Raw genomic sequence first — 12309 nt, 5'->3', positions numbered from 1 at the left:
CTGTAGGAGCGAGCCTGCTCGCGATGAACCTGAGATCGCCGCGGGGTATCAGGCAACCCGCGTCATCGTTTACGACCATCGCGAGCAAGCTCGCTCCTACAGGGGGGCGGTGCGGGCCGATCAAAGCTGATCGAAATCCAGCACCACCTTGTCGCTGATCGGGAACGCCTGGCACGACAGCACGTAGCCGGCGGCCACTTCGTAGTCTTCCAGGGCGTGGTTGCTGTCCATTTCCACTTCGCCTTCGATGACCTTGCACTTGCAGGTCGAGCACACGCCGGCCTTGCACGAGTAGGGCAGTTCCGCACCTTGCTCGTTACCGGCGTCGAGGATGCTCTGGCTGTTGCGTGGCAAGTCGAAGGCCAGGGCGCGGCCGTCGCTGATCACGGTGATCTGGCTGACCGCCGCATCGACCTGGCGGGCGGCTTCGCGGGCGGCGCGTTTTTGCTCGCTGCCGGCGGCGGCGAACAGTTCGAAATGGATGCGTTCGGCTGGCATGCCCTTGGCCTTGAGGCTGTCGCGCACGGTCTCGGTCATTTCCTGCGGGCCGCAGATAAACGCCGCATCGAGCGCCTTGACGTCGAGCCAGCGGGTGAACAACTGCTCGCACTTCTCGGCGTTGATCCGGCCGTTGTACAGGTCGACGTCCTGCTGCTCGCGGCTGAACACGAAGATAAGGTTCAGGCGTTGCAGGTAGCGGTTCTTCAGGTCTTCCAGTTGCTCACGGAACAGCGCGCCGGAGCTGGAGCGGTTGCCGTACAGCAGGGTGACGCGGCTGTGGGGTTCGGTTTCCAGGGTGGTCTTGATGATCGACAGGATCGGCGTGATCCCGCTACCCGCGGCCACGGCCAGGTAGTTGCCGTGGCGAGCCGGGTCGAGCTCGACGCAGAAATGCCCGGCAGGCGGCATCACTTCCAGGGTGTGCCCGGCCTTGAGCTGTTCGTTGGCAAACGCCGAAAAGCGTCCACCGGCCACACGCTTGACCGCGATACGCAGTTCACCGTCGTTGACCCCGGTGCAGATCGAATAGGAGCGGCGTACTTCTTCGCCGTCCAGTTGGGTGCGCATCACCAGGTGCTGGCCCTGGGTGAAGTGGAAGCTGTCTTGCAGGTGCTGCGGAATCTCGAAGGCGATGGACACCGCGTCACGGGTCTCGGCGCGCACGTCCTTGATGGTCAGGCTGTGAAATTTGCTCATTGTTGTTCTCCAGCTGGGACGGCCGATTCGCCGCTCAGATGCACTTGAAATAGTCGAACGGTTCCCGGCAATCGACGCAGCGGTACAGCGCCTTGCAGGCAGTGGAGCCGAACTCGCTGAGGACCTCGGTGTGGGCGCTGCCGCATTGCGGGCACACAACCTGCGGGCTTTCGCCGAGCAGGCTGCGCTTGCTGGTGCTGCCCTCGGGCGGTGCGATGCCGTAGGCGTGCAGGCGTTCACGGCCGCTGGCGCTGATCCAGTCGGTGGTCCAGGCCGGGGTCAACTTGCGCTCCAGTTGCGGCGCCTTGAACCCGGCGAGTTCCAGGGCGTCACGGATGTCGCTCTCGATCACTTCGGTGGCCGGGCAACCGGAGTAGGTCGGCGTGACCACCACGTGAAGGTGGCCGGCCTGCCAGTCCAGGTCGCGGACGATGCCCAGGTCAACCACGCTGACCACCGGCACTTCCGGGTCCATGACCTCAGCCAGAATCGCCCAGGCGGCGGCCAGGTCGGTCGGCCCCGCCGGCCGGGCGCCGAGGTCGCTGGCGATCAGCTCACCAGGTTGCATCGGGGTACGCTCGTGGCAGGCACTGCATTTCGGCCAGCAGGATGCCCAGGTGTTCGCTGTGCAGGCCCTTGCGGGCATTCAGGTAGAAATAGCTCGGCGCAGCGGGCACGGGCAGGGTGGCGCTGGCGAAGATCTGCTCGACCTTGGCTTGCCACTGGGCGGCCACGCTGGCGATGTCCGGGGTGATGCCGGCGTCGCACAGGCGCTGCTCGCTGTCGTCGGCGGCGATCAGTTCGACGGTGAAGCGCCAGACCTCGGGAATCGCCGCGAGCATGCGCCGGTGGCTTTCCTCGGTGCCGTCACCCATACGCTCGATCCACTCGCCGGAGCGGCGCAGGTGATAGGTCACTTCCTTTGCCGCCTTGGCGGCGATCCCGGCGACGCGTTCGTCGCTGGACTGGCTCAGGCCCTGCAACACCGGCAAGTGCCAGGCGTCGTAGAGGAACTGCTTGAGCATGGTCACCGCGAAGTCGCCGTTGGGTTGTTCCACCAGCAGCAGATTGCGGTAAGCGCGCTCGTCGCGACGGAACGCCAGGTGATCGGCGTCGCGGCCGTCGTTCAGCAGTTCGGCGGCGTACTCCAGCCAGTTGCGCGCCTGGCCCACCAGGTCGAGGCCGACGTTCATCAGTGCCAGCTCTTCTTCCAGTGCCGGTGCCTTGCCGCACCACTGGCACAGGCGTTGGCCCTGGATCAGGGCGCTGTCGCCGAGGCGCAGCAGGTATTCGATCAGATCAGTCTTGTTGTCCATGGTCGACCTCACATGTGCCCGACTTCGGCCGGCAGCTCATAGAAGCTGGCGTGGCGGTAGACCTTGTCGTCCGACGGATCGAACAGCGGGTCTTTTTCATCCGGCGACGAAGCGGTGATCAATGCCGAAGGCACCACCCACAGGCTCACGCCTTCGCTGCGACGGGTGTAGAGCTCGCGCGCGTTTTCGATGGCCATGGTGGTGTCGGCGGCATGCACGCTGCCGACGTGCTTGTGGTTCAGGCCGTGCTTGCTGCGCACGAAGACTTCGAAGAGGGTCCACTCGGACATTTCAGTTACTCCACATTGAGGCTCTGTAGGAGCGAGCTTGCTCGCGATGTACCCGCGAGCACCGCGGGGTGTCAGGCAACCAGCGTTAACGTTGACGACCATCGCGAGCGGGCTCGCTCCTACAGGGGGGACGGTTGTCTTAGGCGGCGTTCTTGTTTTGTTTTTTGCGGGCGTGGGCGACGGCGGCTTCGCGAACCCAGGCGCCGTCTTCGATCGCCTTGCGGCGGGCGGCGACGCGTTCCTGGTTGCACGGGCCGTTGCCCTTGAGCACCTCGTAGAATTCGTTCCACTGGATTTCGCCGAAATCGTAGTGGCCGCGCTCGGCGTTCCACTTCAAGTCCGGGTCGGGGCAGGTGCAGCCCAGCAGTTCCAGCTGCGGGATGGTCTGGTCGATGAAGCGCTGGCGCAGTTCGTCGTTGCTCTGGCGCTTGATTTTCCAGGCCATGGACTGGGCGCTGTTCGGCGAGTGTTCGTCGCTTGGGCCAAACATCATCAGCGACGGCCACCACAGGCGGTTGATCGCGTCCTGGACCATGTCTTTTTGCGCCTGGTTACCGTGGCGCATCATGGTCAGGAGGATTTCGTAGCCCTGGCGCTGGTGGAAGCTCTCTTCCTTGCAGATACGGATCATCGCCCGGGAATACGGGCCGTAGGAGGTGCGCTGCAGCACCACCTGGTTGACGATCGCCGCGCCATCCACCAGCCAGCCCACCGCGCCCATGTCGGCCCAGTTCAGCGTCGGGTAATTGAAGATGCTCGAGTACTTGGCCTTGCCGCTGTGCAGTTTGGCGATCTCTTCATCACGGTCGGCGCCGAGGGTTTCCATGGCGCTGTACAGGTACAGGCCGTGGCCGGCTTCGTCCTGGATCTTGGCCATCAGTTGCAGTTTGCGTTTGAGCGACGGCGCGCGGGTGACCCAGTTGCCTTCGGGCAGCATGCCGACGATTTCGGAGTGGGCGTGCTGGGAAATCTGCCGGATCAGGGTCTGGCGGTAGGCATCTGGCATCCAGTTCTTGGCTTCGATCTTGATTTCTGAATCGATTTTTTCCTGGAAGGCGCGTTCCTGGTCGGACATTTCCGAGAGGTTCTTGATGCGCTTTACGCCTGTTTCTACGAGCTGTGCGTACATTTTTGAGTTCCCGCCTTGAATCTGTTCTGGGGCATGGGGACTTTATAAGCGATACAGAATTTAATATCAAACACAAAATGACGTGTCGTATTTGTTTTTTGTATCGCTTTGGTGGGTGGGTGCTTTTTTGGGGGGGGCACCTGTGGGAGCGAGCCTGCTCGCGAAGGCGGCCTGACAGCCGACCTGTCTTTTGTTGGCCGCGTACATATCCATTGCTGCGGTAATGGCGGCTGGCGGTTTCGCCCTTACGGCGAGTCACTTTTTTTACAAGCGCCTAAAAAAAGTAACCAAAAAAACGCTCGCCCCGAACGTACGGCCCCTCGCTTAGGCTCGGCGTTCCTTCGCTCCGGTATTCATCCGGGGGCATTGCCCTCCGGTCGGCTTCGCTTCGACCTACATGCAATGAGTTCGACTGCGTCGAACGGCGCTGCGCGCCCATCCCCGGATGAACACCTGCGCTCAGCCTGCCGAGGGGGCGGGTGGATCAAGATCAAGAGCGGCAGGCGAGCTAACGCTCGGCCTGTTGAGTGGTGAAGAGCGTCTGTGTATGCCGCTCTGTCTTTGCTTTTCTGTGGGAGCGAGCTTGCTCGCGATGGCGGACTACCGACCGGCAGAAACCTTGCTGATGTACTCAGTTCCTGTGGGAGCGAGCTTGCTCGCGAAGGCGGCCCGACAGCCGACTGGAATTTTGTGGATGTATCACCTCCAAAAGATCGCAGCCTCGTTGCACTCGACAGCTCCTACAGGGGAATGCGCTTGCATCAGAACCAGGCCGGCCGGTAGGCCGCCTCGGACGCTGTTGCGGTGTACACCCCCTCGTGAGGCCGAGCGCAGGTTCTGCGCAGTGGGCAACCCGGCATGGATGCCGGGTTAGCCGCCGCCGGCCATGGATGGCCGATGGCGGCGGGCTCTGTAGGAGCGAGCTTGCTCGCGAAAAACCTGAGAGCACCGCGGGGTGCCAGGCTTCCCGCATCATCGTTGACCTCCATCGCGAGCAAGCTCGCTCCTACAGGCTTTTCCAAGTGACCCGCTGTAAGAGCGGAACCATAGGAGGCCGTTACCGAAGAAACGGATATGTACGCAATCAACAAAAGACAGGCCGGCAGTCAGGCCGCCATCGCGAGCAAGCTCGCTCCCACAGGGATTGTGCTCGGCTCCAGAGTCAGCAAAGCCCCGGCAAAAAAAAGCCCCGCAATAAGCGGGGCCATAAAGGGTGCAGCAGTCATGCTTTCGGACGTTTATCCAACACGTGGCAAGCCTTGCCCTCGGATCGCTTGATCGAATGAAAAGGCTGCAAGACAATCCGCGAACTGATCCCGATATACGTCTTGATGTGTTTGCTCAATTCCCCGCAAACAGCCTTCTGCTGTTCTTCGCTCAGGTGCTGGTGCTCAGCCTTGAGCTCGACATGCACATCAACGCTGTCCAGGTTGCCATTGCGATATAGATGGATCTCGTAGCACTCGGCGAGTTGTTTGACTTTGAGTACCTGTTCCTCGATCTGTGTCGGAAACACGTTGACCCCGCGGATGATCAGCATGTCGTCGCTGCGTCCGGTGATTTTGTCGATGCGGCGCATCGGTCGCGCCGTACCCGGCAGCAGGCGCGTCAGGTCGCGGGTGCGGTAGCGGATCATCGGCAGGGCTTCTTTGCTCAGGGAGGTGAACACCAGTTCGCCCATCTGGCCGTCCGGCAGTACTTCGCCGGTGATCGGGTCGATGATTTCCGGGTAGAAATGGTCTTCCCAGATGGTTGGGCCGTCCTTGGTTTCGGCGCATTCCATGGCGACGCCCGGCCCCATGATTTCCGACAGGCCGTAGATGTCCAGGGCGGTGATGCCCAGGCGCGCTTCGATGGCGCTGCGCAGTTCGGCGGTCCACGGCTCGGCGCCGAAGATGCCCAGGCGCAGGGCCAGTTTGTGCGGGTCGATGCCCTGGCGCTCGATTTCGTCGGCGATGTTGAGCATGTACGACGGCGTGACCATGATGATGTCCGGCTGGAAATCCTTGATCAGTTGCACTTGTTTTTCGGTCTGGCCGCCGGACATCGGGATCACCGTGCAACCCAGGCGTTCGGCGCCGTAGTGCGCGCCGAGGCCGCCGGTGAACAGGCCGTAGCCATAGGAAATGTGCACCTTGTCGCCACGGCGGCCACCGGCGGCGCGGATCGAGCGGGCCACCACGTTGGCCCAGGTGTCGATGTCGTTCTGGGTGTAGCCGACCACGGTCGGTTTGCCGGTGGTGCCGCTGGACGCGTGCAGGCGCACGATGTCGTTCATCGGCACGGCAAACATGCCGTAGGGGTAGTTGTCGCGCAGGTCGGACTTGGTGGTGAAAGGGAATTTCGCCAGGTCGTCGAGGGACTTGATGTCGTCCGGGTGCACGCCCAGCGCATCGAAACGCTGACGGTACAGCGGCACGTTGTTGTAGGCGTGGTTCAGGCTCCAGCGCAGGCGCTCGAGCTGATGCTGGCGCAGCTCGTCGATGCTGGCGGTTTCCAGCGGGTCCAGCACAGGGTTCAGCACGGCTTGGGCAATTGGCATGTTCATGTGTTCACTCGAATTGTTTTTGTGTTCCAGCCCTTTTGCACAAGGGCTTTGAGTGCATGCCCCAAGGATACCTCTCGGCTCCTCGGGAATCGCGATTCTTTAGTGGGATAGACGCTCGATGATCAGCGCGATCCCTTGGCCGACGCCGATGCACATGGTGCACAGGGCGTAGCGGCCGTTCCGTTCCTCAAGCTCATGCAGGGCGGTGGTCACCAGTCGCGCGCCGCTCATACCCAACGGGTGGCCGAGGGCGATGGCGCCGCCGTTGGGATTGACCCGTGGATCGGTGTCGCTCAGGCCAAGCTCGCGCAGCACCGCCAGACCCTGTGCGGCAAACGCTTCGTTGAGTTCGATCACGTCCATGTCGGCCAGGCTCAGGTTGGCCACTTCCAGCACCTTGCGTGTGGCCGGCACCGGGCCGATGCCCATGATCCGTGGTTCGACGCCGGCAGTGGCCATGGCCACGACCCGGCCGCGGGCGGTCAGGCCGTGGCGCTTGGCGACTTGCGGACTGGCCAGCAGCAGCGCGCAGGCGCCGTCGTTGACCCCGGAAGCGTTGCCGGCGGTGATGCTGCCGCCTTCGCGGAACGGCGTGCCCAGTTTGGCAAGCTGTTCGAGCGTGGTGTCGCCCCGTGGATGTTCGTCGTGCTCGACCACTTTGGCCGGGCCTTTGCGCTGCGGGATTTCCACGGCGACGATTTCCTTCGCCAGGCGCCCGTTGGCCTGGGCGGTCGCTGCACGCTGCTGGCTGCGCAGGGCGAAGGCGTCCTGGTCGGCCCGGGAGATGTTGAACTGTTCGGCGACGTTCTCCGCGGTTTCCGGCATGGAGTCGATGCCATAGGCCTTTTTCATCAGCGGATTGACGAAACGCCAGCCGATGGTAGTGTCGAAGATTTCCGCCGAACGGGAAAACGCCTGCTCGGCCTTGCCCATCACCAGCGGTGCGCGGGACATCGATTCGACACCGCCGACCAGCATCAACCCGGTTTCGCCGCTGCGAATCGCCCGGGCAGCCGTGCCCACCGCGTCCAGCCCTGAGCCACACAGCCTATTGAGCGTGGTGCCGGGCACGCTGACCGGCAACCCGGCCAGCAGCGCCGACATGCGCGCAACGTTGCGGTTGTCTTCGCCGGCCTGGTTGGCGCAGCCGTAGATCACGTCGTCGACCGTGTTCCAGTCGACTTGCGGGTGGCGGCGCAGCAGTTCGCGCAGCGGCACCGCACCGAGGTCGTCGGCGCGCACGCTGCTCAGGACCCCGGCGTAGCGGCCTATCGGGGTGCGGACGGCGTCGATGATCAGGGCGTCATTCATTCGGGTTCTCCTGCGTCAGCACCGGGCCGCGCACTTTGTAGGATTTGCCATGGAACAGGGCGATCAACTGGCCCTGCTGGTTTTCGATGCGTACGTCGTAGTTGCCAGTGCGCCCGGAACGGCTCTGCTCTATGCAGTCGGCGTTCAGCGTGTCACCCAGGCGGGCCGGGGCGATGTAGTCGATGCTGCAACCGATGGCCACGGTGGCCTCGTTGTAGCTGTTGCAGGCAAAGGCGAACGCCGAATCGGCGAGGGCGAACAGGTAGCCGCCGTGGCAGGTGCCGTGGCCCTGGACCATGTCGGCGCGCACGGTCATGCCCACTCGCGCGCAACCGGGGCCGGCCGAGAGCAGGCGCATGCCCATGGCCTGGCTGGCGGCGTCGCGCTGGAACAGCGATTGTGCACATTCACTGGCCAGGGTCATGGCTTCATGGTTAGTCATGGAATGTTCTCCCTTCGGCGACGCGACGGCGCAGCAGCAGCGACGGCCGGTAGCGTTCTTCGCCATAACTGGCTTGCAGGTTTTCCAGCACGTTCAGAACGTGCGACAGGCCAATGGCATCGGCCCAGGCCAGCGGCCCCTGTGGATAATTGACCCCGGCGCGCATCGCCAGATCGATGTCGGCAGCCGACGCGACGCCCTGCAGCAGGGCATCGGCGGCTTCGTTGGCGAGCATCGCCACGGTACGCAGGACGGCGAGGGCCGGGCTGTCGCTGAGCAGGCTGACCTTGAGGCCGGCCCGTTGCAGCAGGGCCACGCCTTGTTTGAGGGCCTGCGGATCGATGCCAGCCGCATGGCTGATGGCGATGCGTTTGGCATTGCCGTAATCGAACGCCAGATCCAGCAGGATCAGGTTGCGCAGCCCGTCTTCACGAGCCCGCTGACAGGCCATGCGCCCATCGCTCAAGGCCAGCACGGCGTCACCGACCCGCAGCAAACCTTGACCATCACGCTGGACGATCTCGACGCCTTGTTCACGCAAGCGTGCGAGCAAGCCTTGTGCTATACCGAGGTTGCCCTCCACGGCACAGACCTCGACTATCGCATCGCTGCTGATTTCAGCGGCTTGCGGGCGTTCCGCGCCTTGGGCGTAGCGGTAGAAACCCTGGCCGCTCTTGCGTCCCAGACGGCCGCCGTCCACCAGTTCTTTCTGGATCAGCGACGGCAGGAAGCGCGTGTCCTGGTAATAAGCGTCGAACACCGAGCAGGTCACGGCGTAGTTGACGTCGTGGCCGATCAGATCGGTCAGCTCGAACGCGCCCATGGCAAAGCCGCCGGCTTCGCGCATCAACGCATCCAGGGTTGGGCAGTCGGCCGCGCCTTCCTGCAGCATCCGCAGGCTTTCGGCATAGAACGGCCGGGCCACGCGGTTGACGATGAAGCCCGGCGTGGAGCGGGTATGCACCGGTTTTTTGCCCCAGGCCTTGGCGGTGTCGTAGAGACATTCAGCCAATGCCGGATCGCTGGCCAGGCCGGAAACAATTTCCACCAACGCCATGACCGGCGCCGGGTTGAAGAAGTGCAGGCCGAGCAGGCGCTCCGGATGTGCAAGCTGCGCGGCGATGCTGGTGATCGACAGCGACGAGGTGTTGCTGGCGAGAATGCAGTGTTCGCCGCAGATGCCTTCGAGCTGGCGGAAAAGTGCACGCTTGACCTCGAGGTTCTCGACGATGGCTTCGATGATCAGCTCGCAATCGGCCAGGGCATCGATGGCTTCCACCGCTTGCAGGCGGGCAATGGTTGCGCTGCGTGACTCGGCGGACAGCTTGCCGCTTTCGACCCGTTTGCCCAGTTGTCGATCGATGCCTTCGATGGCCTGCGCCGCCGCGCCGGGACGGTTGTCCAGCAGCAACACCGGATGGCCGGCTTGGGCCGCGACCTGGGCGATGCCGGCGCCCATGGCCCCGGCGCCGATCACGGCGATGCGTGCAGAGGTGTTCAATGCGGTCATGACTCAGCGTCCCTTGAAGCTTGGGGTGCGTTTTTCCATGAAGGCGCCGACGCCTTCGCGATAATCCTCGCTGCGCCCGGCCAGGCGTTGCAGGTCGCGCTCCAGTTCCAACTGTTCGTCGAAGCTGTTGCTCAGGCTGGCGTTGAGGCTGCGTTTGATCAGCGCCAGGCCGTAGGTGGGTTGAGTGGCGAGGTGGCGGGCCAGTTTCAGCGCTTCGTCGCGCAGGTCGGCGTCGTCCACGCACTGGTAGATCAGGCCCCATTGCTCGGCCTGTTCGGCGCTCAGGCGATTGCCAAGCAAGGCCAGGGCTTTGGCTCGGGCCATGCCGACCAGGCGTGGCAAGGTCCAGGTGCCACCGGAATCGGGAATCAGGCCGATCTTGCAGAACGCCTGGATGAAACTGGCCGAACGCGCCGCCAGCACCAGGTCGCAGGCCAGCGGGATGTTGGCGCCGGCGCCGGCGGCGACGCCGTTGACCGCACAGATCACCGGCAGCGGCAGGTCGCGCAACTGGCGGATCAGCGGGTTGTAGAACTTCTCGATGGATTCGCCCAGGTCCGGCACGGCGCTGCCCGGCGCGACATTGCGGTCGCTCAGGTCCTGCCCGGCGCAGAAGCCGCGACCTTCACCGGTCAGCAGTAAAACGCGCACGTCCGGGTTCTGCCGCACTTGTTTGAGCGCTTCCTTCACTTCGCCATGCATCTGGGTGTTGAAGCTGTTGAGCTGGTCTGGCCGGTTGAGGCTGAGCAGGGCGACGCCGGCGTCGATGGAAAACAGGATGTGTTCGAAGTTCATGGTCTGGGCGTTCTCTTGGCAGTCGTTCGAATTCGTTGGATTACTGGCCGGTGAAGGTCGGCGCGCGTTTTTCCTGGAAGGCCGCAATGCCTTCGTCGCGGTCGCGGGTGCCGGCCAGCACGGTGAAGGCGTGGCGCTCGAAGCGCAGGCCGCTGGCCAGGTCGGTGTCCATGGCCTTGAGCAGCGCTTCCTTGGCCAGGCGTACGGCCAGTGGCGCCTTGGCGGCAATGCCGCGGGCGATGTGCAGGGCGCGGTCGACGGTGAACTCCGGTTGAGTCACTTCGCTGACCAGGCCGGCGCGCTGTGCCTGGCGGGCGTCGATCGGTTCACCCGTGAGGACCATCTGCATGGCCATGGATTTGCCGACGGCGCGCAACAAACGTTGGGTGCCTCCGGCGCCGGGCATGATCCCGAGGTTGATTTCCGGCTGGCCGAAGCGCGCGTCTTCCCCGGCAATGATGATGTCGGCGTGCATCGCCAATTCGCAGCCACCGCCGAGGGCGAAGCCGTTGACCGCGGCGATCAGCGGTTTGCTGAAACGGGTGATGGTTTGCCACGAGGCCTGGCGCGGGTCGTCGAGGATGCCGACCAGGTTGCGTTCGGCCATTTCCTTGATGTCGGCGCCGGCGGCGAAGGCCTTGCGGCTGCCGGTGAGGACCACGGCGCGGGTGTCGGGGTCGGCTTGCGCGGCGTTCAGTTCAGCGGCCAGTTCGCCCAGCAACTCGGTGGTCAAGGCGTTCAGGGCTTGCGGGCGCTGCAGGGTAATCAGGCGGACGCCAGGCTCGATCAATTCGACGGCAAGGGTCAGAGGCATGGCGGATGCCCTCAGGGTGCACGCTCGGCGTGGTGCCGGCTCGTTATTGGATCGGCCTCGGGGGCCGGTTTTGCCCAAGTATAGCTACAACGTGATACGCAAATGCAATAATAAAATTGATTTAATGTGTCCTAATTGTGTGGTTTTCGATTTTATGTCTTTCTGTTGAAGGGGCGCTGATAATGGATTTTCCCCTGAGTTCATTGGGCTTTGTAGTGTTTTTAGGGGCGCATTGGTTTTCGTCGGAAAGGTGAGTTTCAAGTGATACGGTTTTTAGTCTTTGTGCTGGTAAAAGTGATGTGATACAAAATAGGCCATTATTTGCATCGCTTTGCGAAGGAACCTGCCATGACCTGCTACAGCCTTGATGGCCTGACTCCGGTGGTTGACCCGAGCGCTTATGTGCACCCGTCTGCCGTATTGATCGGCGATGTGATCATCGGTCCGCATTGCTATGTGGGGCCGTTGGCCAGCCTGCGCGGGGACTTCGGGCGGATCGTGCTGGAGGAGGGCGCCAACCTGCAGGACACCTGCGTGATGCACGGTTTCCCCGACAGCGACACGGTGGTGGAGCGCAACGGCCACATCGGCCACGGCGCGGTGCTGCACGGATGCCGGATTGGCGCCGATGCGCTGGTGGGCATGAATGCGGTGGTGATGGACAACGCCCGGATCGGCCCGCGTTCATTCGTGTCGGCGGCGGCGTTCGTCAAGGCCGGCTTCGAGTGCCCGGAACAGTCGCTGGTCATGGGCGCACCGGCCAGCATCAAGCGCAGCCTCAGCGATCAGGAAGTGGCGTGGAAGCAGGCCGGCACCCGGGAGTATCAGCAACTGGCCCAGCGTTGCCTCGAGCAGATGCAGGTGTGCGAGCCGCTGAGCGAACCGGAACCGGATCGCCCGCGTATCAGTGACAGTGGGTTGCGGCCAAAAGGCAGTGTTTCGTGAACACAGGTCCCC

12 protein-coding genes are annotated in these 12309 nt (G+C 63.4%); 1 reads left to right on the top strand and 11 read right to left on the bottom strand.

What is annotated here, in order from left to right; genetic code table 11:
- Window positions 1-120: 120 nt before the first annotated feature.
- From paaE to paaF, 11 genes are all read right to left on the bottom strand, one after another.
- Entirely contained in the window at window positions 121-1197 is a 1077-nt protein-coding gene (gene paaE / locus KW838_RS25440) for a 1,2-phenylacetyl-CoA epoxidase subunit PaaE (RefSeq protein ID WP_218503898.1), read from the bottom strand.
- 34 nt (window positions 1198-1231) lie between these two features.
- On the bottom strand, window positions 1232-1765 hold the full coding sequence (gene paaD, locus KW838_RS25435; RefSeq protein WP_218503897.1) for a 1,2-phenylacetyl-CoA epoxidase subunit PaaD: 534 nt from the start codon (window positions 1763-1765) through the stop codon (window positions 1232-1234).
- Window positions 1752-2513 (bottom strand): 1,2-phenylacetyl-CoA epoxidase subunit PaaC, encoded by a 762-nt coding sequence (gene paaC, locus KW838_RS25430; protein WP_218503896.1) that lies wholly within the window; start codon window positions 2511-2513, stop codon window positions 1752-1754. Before paaC ends, paaD begins: the two co-directional genes overlap by 14 nt.
- 8 nt (window positions 2514-2521) lie before the next feature.
- Complete coding sequence (paaB, locus tag KW838_RS25425; RefSeq protein WP_007943393.1) at window positions 2522-2803, bottom strand: 1,2-phenylacetyl-CoA epoxidase subunit PaaB; 282 nt, start codon at window positions 2801-2803, stop codon at window positions 2522-2524.
- A gap of 139 nt (window positions 2804-2942) precedes the next feature.
- Window positions 2943-3932, bottom strand: coding sequence for a 1,2-phenylacetyl-CoA epoxidase subunit PaaA (gene paaA, locus KW838_RS25420; protein ID WP_218503895.1), 990 nt, complete (start codon window positions 3930-3932; stop codon window positions 2943-2945).
- A 1222-nt stretch (window positions 3933-5154) separates the two neighbouring features.
- On the bottom strand, window positions 5155-6480 hold the full coding sequence (gene paaK, locus KW838_RS25415; RefSeq protein ID WP_218503894.1) for a phenylacetate--CoA ligase PaaK: 1326 nt from the start codon (window positions 6478-6480) through the stop codon (window positions 5155-5157).
- Between the two features lie 99 nt (window positions 6481-6579).
- Window positions 6580-7791: a 3-oxoadipyl-CoA thiolase gene (pcaF, locus tag KW838_RS25410; RefSeq protein ID WP_102702678.1), complete on the bottom strand. Its 1212-nt coding sequence runs from the start codon at window positions 7789-7791 to the stop codon at window positions 6580-6582.
- Entirely contained in the window at window positions 7784-8233 is a 450-nt protein-coding gene (gene paaI / locus KW838_RS25405; RefSeq protein ID WP_102702677.1) for a hydroxyphenylacetyl-CoA thioesterase PaaI, read from the bottom strand. Before paaI ends, pcaF begins: the two co-directional genes overlap by 8 nt.
- The gene (gene paaH / locus KW838_RS25400) at window positions 8226-9743 is read right to left on the bottom strand and encodes a 3-hydroxyacyl-CoA dehydrogenase PaaH (RefSeq protein WP_102702676.1); all 1518 of its coding nucleotides are present in this window, start codon (window positions 9741-9743) and stop codon (window positions 8226-8228) included. The genes paaI and paaH overlap by 8 nt, the downstream gene beginning before the upstream one ends.
- Before the next feature lie 3 nt (window positions 9744-9746).
- On the bottom strand, window positions 9747-10538 hold the full coding sequence (paaG, locus tag KW838_RS25395) for a 2-(1,2-epoxy-1,2-dihydrophenyl)acetyl-CoA isomerase PaaG (RefSeq protein ID WP_007972022.1): 792 nt from the start codon (window positions 10536-10538) through the stop codon (window positions 9747-9749).
- Window positions 10539-10578: 40 nt separating this feature from the next.
- Window positions 10579-11352: a 2,3-dehydroadipyl-CoA hydratase PaaF gene (paaF, locus tag KW838_RS25390; RefSeq protein ID WP_007972021.1), complete on the bottom strand. Its 774-nt coding sequence runs from the start codon at window positions 11350-11352 to the stop codon at window positions 10579-10581.
- A 348-nt stretch (window positions 11353-11700) separates the two neighbouring features.
- On the opposite strand from paaF, the gene paaY reads away from it, so the two are divergent.
- Entirely contained in the window at window positions 11701-12297 is a 597-nt protein-coding gene (gene paaY / locus KW838_RS25385; RefSeq protein WP_218485379.1) for a phenylacetic acid degradation protein PaaY, read from the top strand.
- Window positions 12298-12309: the final 12 nt, after the last annotated feature.

The organism is Pseudomonas sp. PDM27, assembly GCF_019219205.1.
GTDB classification, from domain to species: domain Bacteria; phylum Pseudomonadota; class Gammaproteobacteria; order Pseudomonadales; family Pseudomonadaceae; genus Aquipseudomonas; species Aquipseudomonas laurylsulfatiphila.
This window is presented reverse-complemented; position numbering and strand designations above follow the sequence as displayed.